The organism is Nocardia sp. NPDC052254 (genome assembly GCF_040679495.1).
Taxonomy (GTDB): Bacteria; Actinomycetota; Actinomycetes; order Mycobacteriales; family Mycobacteriaceae; genus Nocardia.
The window spans coordinates 1-12,428 of sequence record NZ_JBFAUW010000007.1 but is presented as its reverse complement, the minus strand read 5'-3'; the positions used below and the strand labels follow the sequence as shown (position 1 = coordinate 12,428).

Genomic DNA, 12,428 nt, shown 5'->3' with positions numbered 1-12,428 from the left:
GCCCGCCGGCCACCACACCCGGCGGGCCGAACCATCGGCGGACATGCCGCGGGCTCGGACGGTAGGTTGAAATGCGTGAGGAGCCAGCCGCACGTACTCGGGGTAGTGCTAGCCGGTGGTGAGGGCAAACGACTCTTTCCCCTCACCAAGGACCGCGCCAAGCCCGCGGTCCCGTTCGGGGGCGCATACCGCCTGATCGATTTCGTACTCTCCAATCTCGTCAACGCCGGATATCTGCGCATCTGTGTGCTCACCCAGTACAAGTCGCATTCACTGGACCGGCACATCTCCCAGACCTGGCGGCTGTCGGGTTTCGGCGGCGAATACATCACTCCGGTCCCGGCCCAGCAGCGACTGGGACCGCGCTGGTACACCGGCAGTGCCGACGCGATCATGCAGTCGCTGAATCTGATCTACGACGAGGACCCCGACTACATCGTGGTTTTCGGCGCCGATCACGTCTACCGCATGGATCCCGAGCAGATGGTGGCCCATCACATCGATTCCGGTGCGGGGGTGACCGTGGCCGGGATCCGGGTGCCGCGCCGCGATGCGAGCGCCTTCGGCTGTATCGACTCCGACGAATCCGGGCGCATCACCGGTTTCCTGGAGAAGCCGGTCCACCCACCGGGCATTCCCGACGATCCGAATATGACCTTCGCCTCGATGGGTAATTACGTCTTCACCACGAAGGTGCTCGTCGATGCCATCCGCGCCGACGCCGACGATGTCGACTCCGATCACGATATGGGCGGTGACATCATCCCCGGCCTGGTCACCCAGGGCGAGGCCGGCGTCTACGACTTCGCGAGCAACGAAGTCCCCGGCTCCACCGATCGCGATCGCGGGTACTGGCGGGATGTGGGGACGATCGACGCCTTCTACGCAGCGCACATGGACCTGGTGTCGGTGCACCCCATCTTCAATCTCTACAACCGGCACTGGCCGATTCGCGGCACCGCGGAGAACCTCGCCCCCGCGAAATTCGCCCAGGGCGGACTGGCACAGGAATCCATCGTGGGGGCGGGCAGCATCCTGTCCGCGGCGACGGTGCGTAATTCGGTGCTGTCCTCGAATGTGTTCATCGAGGACGGGGCGACCGTGGAGGGCAGTGTCCTGATGCCCGGTGTGCGCATCGGGCGCGGTGCGGTGGTGCGGCGCGCGATCCTGGACAAGAACGTCATGGTCGGCGAGGGCGAGATCATCGGCGTCGATATGGAGCGCGATCGCGAACGGTTCGCGGTGAGCAACGGTGGTGTGGTCACCGTAGGTAAGGGTGTGTGGGTCTGAGGCCCGCGGATCGACGGCGGGGGTAGCTCAGCGTCCCGGCATCGGGTACTGGGCCGGCGGCGCCGGCTGGGTCACGCCTGGGCTCTCGGGGGTGTAGCAGAACGGCGTGCAGGTACCGTGCGGGACACCCGGATACTTCGACGGATCGTCGAATTTGTCATCACTGACCAGCAGCATGACCAGTAGTGCCACGAAAACCGCTGCGCCGAGTGCCACGAGCCCCAGGATGAGCCAGCCGCGGGGCGCGACCTCGATGAAGATACTGCGCTCGTACGCGCCCCTCCGATCGTACACTCCCCGCCTCCTGGCACCGCCGAATCACCCTCTACACCAATGATATCGGCTCGGCGAGGTTCCCCGCTATCGGCAATTGCCGTCCGGCCGATCCCCGCGAGGAGACCGGCCGGACGACGAAATCCCGTGACCGTCAGCGCACATCGCGCCGGCGCCAGGCCAGCAGGCCGATTCCGGTCATCGCCGCGGCGAGCACGAGGAGCACGATCACCGGCAGCGCCCGGAAGTCCTCGGCCGGTAGCTTCGGCAGATGCCCGTACGGATCGAGATCCAGAACCCATTGCGGCATACCGGATATCGATCCGAGCAGATACACCGCCACACCGGCCGTCAGCACGCCCCACGCGACCGGCGTCCAGCGCGGCAGCAGTCCGAACAACAGCACGGTGATCGCGGTGAACACCCACACGGCCGGAATCTGGATCATCGCCGCTTCCAGTGCCTGCGGGAACTTGCCGCCCATATCACCCGCGGCGATGCCGTAGGCGATCCCGCCGATCGCACCGGACACGAACAGCACCAGTACCGGCCCGCCGAAGGCGAACAGCAGATGTGTTGCCGCCCAGCGAATCCGGCCGACCGAGCCGGTCAGCACGGTTTCGGCGCGGTCGTTGCTCTCCTCGGCGAACATCCGCAGGGCCGCCGATATCGAATAGGCCGCCGCGGCCAACCCGATCATCGAATAGGCGGTGTTCAGGAAGGCCTCCTCGACCCCCTGCGATCCGCCGAGTCGCGCGATCACGTCGCGCACCGCCTGACTGGAGCCGATCTCGTCACCGATGCCGTGGATCACGCTGCCGATGATCAAGCCGTAGAGCGCCAGGCCCACGGCCCACGCCAGCAGGGTGCCGCGCTGCAGCCGCCAGGCCAGCCCGAGCGGGCCGCTCAGCAGTGCCGATCCGGACGGCGGGCCAGGACGTTCGGCGATCAGGCCGGCCCCCATGTCGCGGCGCCGCAGCAGCGCGTATGCCACCGCGATCAGGATCACCGAGGCCGCCGCGTGCAACAGCAGCACCCACCAGCGGTCACCCGCGAACGGACGCATCTGCAACGACCAGCCCTGCGGTGACAGCCAGGTCAGGATGTCGGTGGGGCCGTCTCCGGCGCGCGCGTCACCGATGGCACGCAGAGTGAAGGTCACCGCCAGGACCGCGAACGCGATCCCGCGCGAGATCCGGGCGCCGGCACTGAGCTGTGCGGTGACCGCGGCGACGGCCGCGAAAACGATGCCCGAGGCGGCCAGCGCCGCACCGAAGGCCAGCGATCCGTCGACCGGCACCCCCGCCGATGCGATGCTCAGCGTCGCGATCAGCCCGGCGACCAGACAGGCGGCGCAGGTCAGCAGTAATGCGGCCGTGAGGGAGGCGAATCGGCCGATCCGGGTGGAGGCGAGCAACTCCTCCCGCCCGGATTCCTCCTCGGCCCGGGTGTGCCGGATGACCGTCAGAATCGTGGCGATTCCGATCAGGGTGTAGAACATCCCGGCCTTCCACACCCCGGCCGCACCGAGTGTGGTGTTGTAGATCGGCCCGTACATGGCCAGCTGCGCGGGACTCGACAGGACCATGTGCGCGAAGTTCTGCAGATCGGCCGGTGTGGGATACACCTTGTCGACACCGCCCACGTAGACGCTGCCGAGCGGCAGCGACAGCAGCAGCACCCACAGTGGTAGCACGATCCGGTCACGCCGCAGATACAGCCGCAGCAACTGTCCGGTTCCGGCGAAATCCGAACCACCCCGCAGGGATTCGGCGAATCCGCCGGTGCGCGTGAGGGTGGCGGTGGTCATTTCACGACCTCGGTGAGAGTGCGGGCGGCCGGACGCGCGTCGGGCGCCGGGTGCCCGTCGAGCGAATAATGGCGCAGGAACAGCTCTTCCAGCGTCGGCGGCTGGCTGACCAGGCTCCGGACCCCGGCATCGCCGAGCATCCGGATCAGCTCCCCGAGATGTTCACCGTCGACCTGGCAGGTCAGCGTGTGGTCGGAGATGTTCACATCCTCGACTCCCTCGATGGCGCCGAGATCGCCGGGGTCGCCGACGAGTTCGGCCTTGATCGAGGTGCGACTGAGGTGCCGCATCTCGGTCAGCGTCCCGCTCTCCACGGTGCGGCCGGCCCGGATGATGGTGACCCGATCGCACAGCGCCTCGACCTCGGACAGGATGTGGCTCGACAGCAGCACGGTGGCGCCCCGTTCGGACGCCTCACGCGCACATTCGCGAAACATCTGTTCCATCAACGGATCCAGGCCCGAGGTCGGCTCGTCGAGCAGCAGCAGCCGCGCATTCGAGGAGAAGGCCGAGACCAGGGCGACCTTCTGCCGGTTGCCCTTGGAATAGGTCCGCGCCTTCTTTCGGGGATCGAGCTCGAAACGCTCGATCAGCTCGGCACGACGGGCGGTGTCGATCCCGCCGCGCATGCGCGCCAGCAGGTCGATGGTCTCCCCACCCGACAGTGAGGGCCACAGTGTGACATCGCCGGGCACGTAGGCGATATCGCGATGCAGGGCGACCGCGTCGGTCCACGGGTCGCGGCCGAGCACGCGCGCCTGTCCCGATGTCCGGGCGAGAATGCCCAGCAGAATGCGGATGGTCGTCGACTTACCGGCCCCATTGGGTCCCAGGAAGCCGTGTACCTCCCCCTCGGTGACCTCCAGGTCGAGGCCGTCCAAGGCGTGTACAGATCCGAAATGCTTGTGCAGCTTCCGGACCTCGATTGCCGATGACATCGAATCTCCTTGTGAGATGGGAATTCACCGTTCGGCCAATAAGGAATCCAGCAACGTCGAATCGGTGAACAGACCGTGGGTGTTGACTTCGATCGCGGGCAGCAACATCTGATCGGCGTACTCGCGCAACGCTTTTCGAAAGTCGAGATTTCCGTTGTTCCTGGCGGCATGGAGCTGCAGGAAGAGGAAGAATCCTCCGCCGTTCTGCACCGCCAGGAAGTTCGCCGTCGCCACGAGATCGGTGGGACGGCGCAGGGTGCCGGCATCTATGCCGACCTGTAGATAGGACTGCACATCCTGTCGCATCTGATCGAACAGGGTGGCCATGAGAGTTCCGCCGGCTTGGAAGGTACGCATCAAATAGGCGATGTACGGCGCATACTCTTCGATCTCGGCGAGCGCATGCAGGGTCGCGTCCGGCGTCGGATGCTGAACGTGCTCCGTTTTCGCCGCTCGGATGACCGAGCGCACGTGGTCGTCACATGCCTCGCGCAGTCCTTCCTTGGAGCCGAAGTGATGGTTCAGGAGTCCGGGCGAGACCCCCGCCGCCTTGGCGATGGCCCGCACACCGACCCCGAATCCCTCGTCTCCGAAGACAACGATCGCCGCCTCCCGAATCCGGGCGGGCGTGCTCAGATCCGTGGCGGATCCTTCCGGTACGGCTGCTCCTTTAAACACATGTTCAATATACTAAACACTCGTTCAATCCGCACGCAAGACTTCGGCATAGGGCACATTCGGATCGGAAAAAGTGCAGGTCCAGGCCCGCCGACCGGGGGATCTCGATCCTCCCGGGGACTCCCCGCGAGAGACGCGGGTACTCAGCCGCGGGAGGCGCAGAGCAGTCCGTCGCCGACCGGAATCAGCACGCTCGTCAGATTCGGGTCCTCGGCCACCATCCGGGTCGCCGATCGCACGGCCTGCGTCGCCGCATCCCGCTGGGCCGGATCCGGCACCCGGCCGCCGAGCAGGGCGTTGTACATCAGCAGCGCCCCGCCCTCACGTAGCAACCGGACGGCTTGTTCGACGTACTGCGGCTGCTCGAGCGGCGCGGCATCGATGAACACCAGGTCGTAGGCGTCATCGGCGAGCCGCGGCAGCACATCCAGGGCGCGGCCGTTGATCAGCCGGGTGCGCGCCGGGGCGACTTCGGCCGCGCGGAAGGCATCCTTTGCCGCGCGCTGATGCTCGGGTTCGGAATCGATCGTGGTGAGCGTGCCGTCCTCACGCATACCGTCCAGCAGCCAGAGTCCGCTGATCCCGGCGCCGGTGCCCACCTCCACGACCGCCCGCGCACCGAGCAGCTGGGCGTACATGCTGAGCAGGGCGCCGACCGACGGCGGTACCGGCGATACCCCCAGTTCGGTGGCCCGCTCGCGCGCGGCGATGAGGATCTCGTCCTCGACCACGGATTCCTCCACGTAGGCGAGGTTGCGCTGCAGGGCCGATGCCGCTGGGATGTGGCTCACGAATATGAGGCTAACGGCGCGGCGGTCCGGGAGCGCGACGACGGCGGCTGTTTTTCTCAGGTGTCCCTCAGCCTCCCCATACCACCGGCACATCGGGAACCGCCAGAGTAATGACCAAGCAAGGGCCGGCCGACCGCCGGACGGCGCCCGGGAACACCCGACCCAGGTCATGGGTTGTACCCGGTACGCGACGATCACCACTCGTCGTGCGCCTGCCACGGTCCCGAGTAGGAGGTCACCCCATCCACAAGGTCGATGCGGCGCGTCAATACGCCACCCTGCCCGAGTCGAGGTTGCCGATCGGCGTCTCGGCCGGTTACGAACTACCCGGTGCGTCCCGGCACGATGTGATCGTCGGCACCGAATTCGACGATACCGAAACTTCGGCCGTGCGCGATGTATCCATTGTGGACGACAACGTTGTGAACGATGTTGCGAGCGGTGACGCGGACGCGGCCTCCACCGAGGACGACGACCTCAGCGGCACCGCGGCCTTCGATGCCACCGGCGACCGCACCATGATGCCGTCCTGGGACGAGTTGGTGCGCGAACACGCCGACCGTGTCTATCGGCTCGCCTATCGCCTCACCGGCGATCCGCAGGACGCCGAGGATCTGACCCAGGAGACGTTCATCCGGGTCTTCCGTTCGCTGCAGAACTACCAGCCCGGCACGTTCGAGGGCTGGCTGCACCGGATCACCACGAATCTGTTCCTGGATATGGTCCGCCGGCGCAATCGCATCCGGATGGAGGCGCTGCCCGAGGACTACGACCGGGTACCGGCCGAGGGCCCGGGGCCCGAGCAGGTCTATCACGACGCCCGGCTCGATCCGGATCTGCAGCGCGCACTCGATTCGCTGGCGCCGGAATTCCGCGCCGCGGTCGTATTGTGCGATATCGAGGGTCTGTCGTACGAGGAGATCGGCGCTACCCTCGGAGTGAAACTGGGTACCGTGCGCAGCCGTATCCATCGCGGCCGTCAGGCATTGCGGGAGTACCTTGCGCATAATGGTTCTCAGCAGCGGTCCGCCGCTGAAGAGAAGGTCGGGTAACAGCGGTCACGGCGCCGCGGCGGTTGCCCGGCGAAGCTGTAGTCCGTCGGAAGGGTGTGCATCCGTATGACTGGCGAGGGTCGTTTCGCCCCCACCGAGCACCTGGCCAGTGAGGCCGTCGTCGCTTATGTCGACGGCGAGCTGAGAATGAACGCCTATCTACGCGCGGCCGAACACCTTTCCCGCTGTCCCGAATGCGCCGCCGAGGTCGAGGCCCAGCAGCAGGCCCGCGTTGCATTGCGCCGGGCGGCCCAGATGCAGATTTCCGCACCCACCGATCTTCAGGACACCCTGAGTCGAATACCGTTGGCCGACCTCACCGGAAGTAGTACCGAAAATATGTCGCGTGGCACGAGTTTCCTCGGCCTGCGGGCGGATTCGTTCCGTTTCGCCTCCTCCTCGAATCGAGAAATCGGATTCGAGAGCAGGCGGTGGACGGGATGGTGGCGCAAGTAGAGTTCACGAACGTGACCACCGAATCGACGCCGTCCAGCAACTCTTCGGATTCGGCGGCCCACAGGGGGAACCTGAGGCCGTCGGACGCGCCCGTATTGGGGCCGCGCCCGGTTTATCGCCCGGATATCGATAAACACACCGCTCGCGCCTTCCGCCGCCCCGAGGGGCACACCGGATCATTCGGCGCCTATGCGCCCGCCGCGGCCGCCGCCCCCCGGCACGACAACACCGAACTGGTCAACCGGCCCCCGGACTCGGTGCTCGCCGAGGCCTTCGGCCGTCCCGCGGGCTCCGACGAACTGCTGCAGCGCGATCCCGAGGCCGCGACCGGGCCATCAGAGTCGAGCGCACCGGCCGATCCCTGGCGTGATCCCGAGGCCGCGGCCCGGATGGGCGACCCGGCGATCCACACCCCCGCACCCAGCCCGCTGCCGCCGGGGGTGAAACTCAGCACCCGCGAGGTGCTGTTCGGCGGCAAGGTGGCGCCCAAGGCGCTGGCCGTGCTGGGCATCGTGGCACTGGCCATCGGTGTGGTCGGCGGGCTGACAGGCCGTCTCACCGCGGAGAACACCTCGTCGCTCACCTCCCGCAAGGTCGCATTGCAGCAGGAGAACAACACCGATAAACCGCACAGCCAGGTCGCCAAGGTAGCCGATGCGGTATTGCCCGCGGTGGTGTCGATTCGCGAGACGGTCGGCGACAACGGGGCACTGGGCTCCGGCGTCGTGATCGACGGAAACGGCTACATCGTCACCAACAATCACGTGATCTCGATGGCGGCCCAGGACACATCCGGGCGCGCCAAGATCCAGGTCGGTTTCTCCGACGGCACCCAGGCCCCCGCCCGGCTGGTCGGTCGTGATCCCAAGACCGACCTCGCCGTGCTGAAGGTCGATGTCAAGAACCTCACCGTGGCCCGGCTGGGGAAATCCGGTGATGTGCAGGTCGGCGACGACGTACTCGCCGTCGGTTCACCGCTGGGCCTGAACAAGACGGTGACCTCCGGCATCGTCAGCGCCCTGCATCGCGCCATCCAGGAGAGCCCGGAGGCCGGTGACGACACCGCCGGCGCCTTCGACGCCGTGCAGACCGATGCCGCCATCAATCACGGCAACTCCGGTGGTGCGCTGGTCGATGGGGAAGGCCGGTTGATCGGCATCAACACCGCCATCCGCAGTGAGAGCGGCGGTTCGGTCGGACTCGGATTCGCGATTCCGGTCGACCTCGTCCAGCAGGTCTCCCAGACTCTGATCCGCGACGGCGTCGTCTACCACCCCTGGCTCGGCGTCACCGCCAAGTCCAAGCAGGTGGAAAACGATGCGATGAGCGGAGCCCAGGTCGCCGACGTGGTGGGCGGCAGCCCGGCCGCGCGGGCGGGTATCGGCGAGGGCGATGTGATCGTCAAATTCGGCGATCGGCAGGTCACCGAGCCGGCCGAGCTCACCGTCGCCGTCCAGTCCCATCGAATCGGGGAAACGGTGAATGCCCACCTGATCCGCGACGGGCGCGAGGTCGAAGTTCCGGTCACTCTGGAATCCGACAAGAACGCTCCGCAGCCGCCCCAGTAGCCTGGTCTTATGTTCAATATCGGCTGGCCCGAGATGGTGATCCTGGTGGTCGCCGCGCTGGTGATTCTCGGACCGGAACGGCTCCCGGGGGCGATTCGCTGGACCGCGCAGAGTTTGCGTCAGGTCCGCGACTACGCCTCCGGTGCCACCAGCCAGCTGCGCAACGATCTCGGACCGGAACTCGATGAACTGCGCAAACCCCTCGAGGAACTCAACGAGCTCCGCAAACCATTGGAGGGATTGCGCGGTATGACACCGCGATCGATGGTCACCAAACATCTCTTCGACGGTGACGATTCGCTGTTCACCGGAACGTTCGGTAACTCGAATTCGGCGAACGGGCAGTCCGGGAATTCCGCGGCGAACGGTTCGGCGTCCGCGAATTCGGCCATGCCGCCGAACTATTCATCGCCGGAACCGCCGAAACCACTCGACCGCAACGAGAAACCACCGATCGATTTCGACGCGACCTGAATCGGCGTCGCCCTGCAGACCGCCCGGTCCGTTCGAATTGCCCGGTGTACCGGTTCGATTCACCGCGATGGGCCGATTTCGTCAACCGGACTAGACGCATACTGCTGTCGAGCTATCTAGACTTCGCACATGTCGGCCGACGAGGTGGCGCGAGTATTCGCGATCGAAGACAAGGTCGAGCGCCTCAAGGCAGCCACCGATGGGGTCGCGGCGGCCCAGCAGACCATCAACGAACTCACCCGCATCCGCCGGGCGGTGATTCAGGAACTGCACGCCGAGGGCTGGACATTCGCCAGGATCGGTGCGGCGGCGGGCCTTTCGCGCGCCCGGATCCACCAGGTCAGCACCCAGGGACCGGTTCCGGAAGGCCTGTTCTTCGGTACCGGGCCGCTGACCATTCTCACTCCCGACCAGCGCGCCGCCACCCGCGCCACACCGCTGGTCGGCGCACCCGACACCGCCGCACCGCATCGGCTCGCGGAACTGTTGCGGCAGCTGGGTTTCACGGTGACCGTGGAGCGTTTCCTGCCCGGGCGGCCGCTGAACCTCGACCGCGAGGGACTGATCATTCTCGGCGGACCCGAATTGTCGCCCAGTCTGCGCTATCTGGTGGCCGCCGACCCCCGGCTGCGTCGGACTCCCGCCCGCGCGGGACGGATGCGGCGTGCGATCGAGGACCGCTCCGCACGCCGCATCTATCGGCCCGGCGGCCCCGAGCCCTACGACATCGCCTATCTGGCCCGGCTTCCGCGCCCGGACGGGACCGGCACCATCCTGGTGATAGACGGACTGCATGCACCCGGATCCCTGGGCGCGGTGCGGTTTCTCGGCACCAGGCTGGCCACACTGCACGAGCGAGCCGACACCCGCACCTTCTCGACCGTGGTCGGCGTGCGCTACGACCGCGGCAACGGGGAACCGGTGGAAGCGGACCTACTGACCCCGATCTACCGCCACGAGAGGTGATCTCTGCCCGGGCCGGGCTCCCGAGATCACGATCCGAGCGGCCCCTGATCGGACCTCAGGCCGCGGCGCGGGCCGGGCGCAGGGTGTTCATCGGCGGTCGATCGGCCAGGTGCACATCGGTGCTCAAGGCGGTGAATTCCTCACCCACCAGCGGGAACTGGGTCAGTGCCGCTCCGGAGTCCCGAATACCGCTACGGCCCAGCACGGTTCCCAGGATCTGCCGGCTCATGACGCCCAGGTCCGACAGCGGTCGGTTGCGATGGGTGCGCACCCCCAGATTCACCTGCCCGATCGCGGACAGGCCCAGCAGATCGAAAGTATCGAGCAGCAAACCGATCTCCACGCCGTAACCCGGTGCGAACGGGACGGCCGCGAGCAGTTCCCGGGTACCGGCGTACTCACCACCCAAGGGCTGCAACACCTTCGACAGATCGGGCCGCAGCGCCGCCAGCAGCGGCCGCGCCACCAGTTCCGTGACCCGGCCACCACCGTGCTCGTCCACGGCCGCACCCTGGCGCAGGGGGCGCCGGTAATAGGCCTTCACCAGATGCATGCCGTCCACGGTCAGCAGTGGGCCCAGCAATTTCGGCACGAACATCGGATCGGGGTCGATCAGATCCGAGTCGACGAATGCCACCAGGTCACCGGAGGTCGCCGCCAGCGAGCGCCACAGCACTTCGCCCTTACCCGGTACCGGGTCCAGTTCCGGTACCGCCTGCTCCCGCGACACCACCCGCGCTCCGGCGGTCCGGGCGCGCTCGGCGGTCGCGTCCACCGACCCCGAGTCCAGGACGACGAGTTCGTCCACCAGCGTGCCCAGCAATGGCCGAATACTGGCCACCACGTCGGCGACGGTGTTCTCTTCGTTCAATGCGGGCAGTACCACCGAGACGGTGCGCCCGTTCTTCGCGTCGACCAATTCGTCGATCGCCCACTGTGGTCGATCCCACGTATGCGTGGCAGTCCAATCGAATGTCATACCAGACCTCGCAAGGTTCGTGCGGGGGGCCGGATGCCCTGAATCGCCGCGATCATGTCCACTACGCGCCGGGTTGCGGCCACCTCGTGAACTCGGAAGACTCGTGCGCCGGCCGCGGCCGCCCAAGCGGTTGCCGCCAATGTGCCCTCCAATCGCTCGGAAAGTCCGACACCAAGAGTCTCTCCGATGAAATCCTTATTACTCAGCGCCATCAAGACCGGCCATCCGGTATTTACAAGAACGTCCACGGCCCGCAACAGTTCGAGCCCGTGATAGGTGTTCTTCCCGAAATCGTGGGTGGGATCGATGAGAATCGAGTCCGTGGCGACCCCCGCCGCCTGCGCCGCCTCCGCGGCCCGGACCAGTGTATCGGTGACCTCGGACACCACATCCGTGTAGTGCACCCGATGCGGCCGCGTGCGCGGCTGCGCACCCCCGGTGTGGCTGCAGACGATACCCACGCCCAGCTCCGCCGCCACCCCCGCAAGATCGGGGTCGGCACCCGCCCAGGTGTCGTTGATGAGATCGGCTCCCGCCGCCACCGCCGCCCGCGCGACCTCGCTGCGCCAGGTGTCCACACTGATCAACAGATCGGGATGACGCTCCCGGATGGCCGCGACGAAGGGCACCACCCGGCGCGCCTCCTCGGCGGCATCGACCTCGGCACCGGGGCCTGCCTTCACCCCGCCGATATCGACCAGATCGGTGCCCTCCGACACCGCCCGCGCCACGGCCGCCATCGCCGCCTCGTCGGTAAAGGTCGCCCCACGGTCGTAGAAGGAATCGGGGGTGCGATTGACGATCGCCATCACCAGTGCCCGATCCGTCGCCACCGGTTTCCCGCACAGGGTGGGCAACGGTGACGCAGAACTCATACCGACGAGTGTATTGGGGGGTTGCCGGAGTGGCCGGGCGAGCACCCGTAAACCAGGCTCTCGGGCAGGCTGGCGTACTCGATGCGAACTCATGGGAACGGAGGTGGCGCCCTCACCCGCCAACACACCCCGGCACGCTGAAAGCGTTTCCGGGGTAGTGCTCCCCGAGTGGGTTCGCGGCCGTCTCGCCGTTCGGGTGCCGCTGCGCAAGCGACGAAGGAGCATTGGTGCGGGCCGGGAAGATCCGTTATGTCGGCGCGTCGAACTTCGCGGGCTGG

Annotated in this window: 13 protein-coding genes; 6 read left to right on the top strand and 7 right to left on the bottom strand. The window is 66.8% G+C overall.

The genetic code is table 11. The features are described 5' to 3' along the window. Positions 1–75: 75 nt before the first annotated feature. Positions 76–1,290, top strand: coding sequence for a glucose-1-phosphate adenylyltransferase (gene glgC, locus AB0L57_RS18875; RefSeq protein WP_364963558.1), 1,215 nt, complete (start codon positions 76–78; stop codon positions 1,288–1,290). Between the two features lie 27 nt (positions 1,291–1,317). On the opposite strand, the gene AB0L57_RS18870 is transcribed toward glgC, so the two are convergent. The 5 genes from AB0L57_RS18870 to AB0L57_RS18850 all read right to left on the bottom strand — a co-directional run bounded on the left by AB0L57_RS18870 (position 1,318) and on the right by AB0L57_RS18850 (position 5,771). Further along, complete coding sequence (locus AB0L57_RS18870; RefSeq protein ID WP_364963555.1) at positions 1,318–1,584, bottom strand: hypothetical protein; 267 nt, start codon at positions 1,582–1,584, stop codon at positions 1,318–1,320. A 133-nt stretch (positions 1,585–1,717) separates the two neighbouring features. After that, entirely contained in the window at positions 1,718–3,373 is a 1,656-nt protein-coding gene (locus AB0L57_RS18865; RefSeq protein ID WP_364963553.1) for an ABC transporter permease, read from the bottom strand. Then, the gene (locus AB0L57_RS18860) at positions 3,370–4,311 is read right to left on the bottom strand and encodes an ABC transporter ATP-binding protein (protein ID WP_364963550.1); all 942 of its coding nucleotides are present in this window, start codon (positions 4,309–4,311) and stop codon (positions 3,370–3,372) included. Before AB0L57_RS18860 ends, AB0L57_RS18865 begins: the two co-directional genes overlap by 4 nt. 24 nt (positions 4,312–4,335) lie before the next feature. After that, positions 4,336–4,989 carry a TetR family transcriptional regulator gene (locus AB0L57_RS18855; protein ID WP_364963547.1) on the bottom strand — a complete coding sequence of 218 codons (654 nt, stop codon included), beginning with the start codon at positions 4,987–4,989 and terminating at the stop codon, positions 4,336–4,338. A 143-nt stretch (positions 4,990–5,132) separates the two neighbouring features. Continuing rightward, positions 5,133–5,771 (bottom strand): O-methyltransferase, encoded by a 639-nt coding sequence (locus AB0L57_RS18850; RefSeq protein ID WP_364964267.1) that lies wholly within the window; start codon positions 5,769–5,771, stop codon positions 5,133–5,135. Positions 5,772–6,202: 431 nt separating this feature from the next. On the opposite strand from AB0L57_RS18850, the gene sigE reads away from it, so the two are divergent. The 5 genes from sigE to AB0L57_RS18825 all read left to right on the top strand — a co-directional run bounded on the left by sigE (position 6,203) and on the right by AB0L57_RS18825 (position 10,296). After that, entirely contained in the window at positions 6,203–6,832 is a 630-nt protein-coding gene (gene sigE, locus AB0L57_RS18845; RefSeq protein ID WP_364964264.1) for an RNA polymerase sigma factor SigE, read from the top strand. Positions 6,833–6,898: 66 nt separating this feature from the next. Continuing rightward, positions 6,899–7,288, top strand: coding sequence for a hypothetical protein (locus tag AB0L57_RS18840; RefSeq protein ID WP_364963544.1), 390 nt, complete (start codon positions 6,899–6,901; stop codon positions 7,286–7,288). A gap of 11 nt (positions 7,289–7,299) precedes the next feature. Beyond that, positions 7,300–8,856 carry a trypsin-like peptidase domain-containing protein gene (locus tag AB0L57_RS18835; protein WP_364963541.1) on the top strand — a complete coding sequence of 519 codons (1,557 nt, stop codon included), beginning with the start codon at positions 7,300–7,302 and terminating at the stop codon, positions 8,854–8,856. Between the two features lie 9 nt (positions 8,857–8,865). After that, the gene (gene tatB / locus AB0L57_RS18830) at positions 8,866–9,330 is read left to right on the top strand and encodes a Sec-independent protein translocase protein TatB (RefSeq protein WP_364963538.1); all 465 of its coding nucleotides are present in this window, start codon (positions 8,866–8,868) and stop codon (positions 9,328–9,330) included. A gap of 129 nt (positions 9,331–9,459) precedes the next feature. Further along, positions 9,460–10,296 carry a hypothetical protein gene (locus AB0L57_RS18825; protein WP_364963535.1) on the top strand — a complete coding sequence of 279 codons (837 nt, stop codon included), beginning with the start codon at positions 9,460–9,462 and terminating at the stop codon, positions 10,294–10,296. Between the two features lie 55 nt (positions 10,297–10,351). Here AB0L57_RS18825 and AB0L57_RS18820 read toward each other — a convergent pair whose 3' ends face one another. Both AB0L57_RS18820 and folP read right to left on the bottom strand, forming a co-directional pair. After that, positions 10,352–11,275 carry a glucosyl-3-phosphoglycerate synthase gene (locus tag AB0L57_RS18820; RefSeq protein ID WP_364963531.1) on the bottom strand — a complete coding sequence of 308 codons (924 nt, stop codon included), beginning with the start codon at positions 11,273–11,275 and terminating at the stop codon, positions 10,352–10,354. Beyond that, entirely contained in the window at positions 11,272–12,150 is an 879-nt protein-coding gene (gene folP, locus AB0L57_RS18815) for a dihydropteroate synthase (RefSeq protein ID WP_364963528.1), read from the bottom strand. Before folP ends, AB0L57_RS18820 begins: the two co-directional genes overlap by 4 nt. Positions 12,151–12,428 lie beyond the last annotated feature (278 nt).

Excerpts from the sequence above, each read along its gene's own strand:
- AB0L57_RS18865 (WP_364963553.1), bottom strand. The coding sequence starts at position 3,373 with ATGACCACCGCCACCCTCACGCGCACCGGCGGATTCGCCGAATCCCTG.
- AB0L57_RS18860 (WP_364963550.1), bottom strand. The coding sequence starts at position 4,311 with ATGTCATCGGCAATCGAGGTCCGGAAGCTGCACAAGCATTTCGGATCT.
- AB0L57_RS18840 (WP_364963544.1), top strand. The coding sequence starts at position 6,899 with ATGACTGGCGAGGGTCGTTTCGCCCCCACCGAGCACCTGGCCAGTGAG.
- tatB (WP_364963538.1), top strand. The coding sequence starts at position 8,866 with ATGTTCAATATCGGCTGGCCCGAGATGGTGATCCTGGTGGTCGCCGCG.
- AB0L57_RS18825 (WP_364963535.1), top strand. The coding sequence starts at position 9,460 with ATGTCGGCCGACGAGGTGGCGCGAGTATTCGCGATCGAAGACAAGGTC.
- AB0L57_RS18820 (WP_364963531.1), bottom strand. The coding sequence starts at position 11,275 with ATGACATTCGATTGGACTGCCACGCATACGTGGGATCGACCACAGTGG.
- folP (WP_364963528.1), bottom strand. The coding sequence starts at position 12,150 with ATGAGTTCTGCGTCACCGTTGCCCACCCTGTGCGGGAAACCGGTGGCG.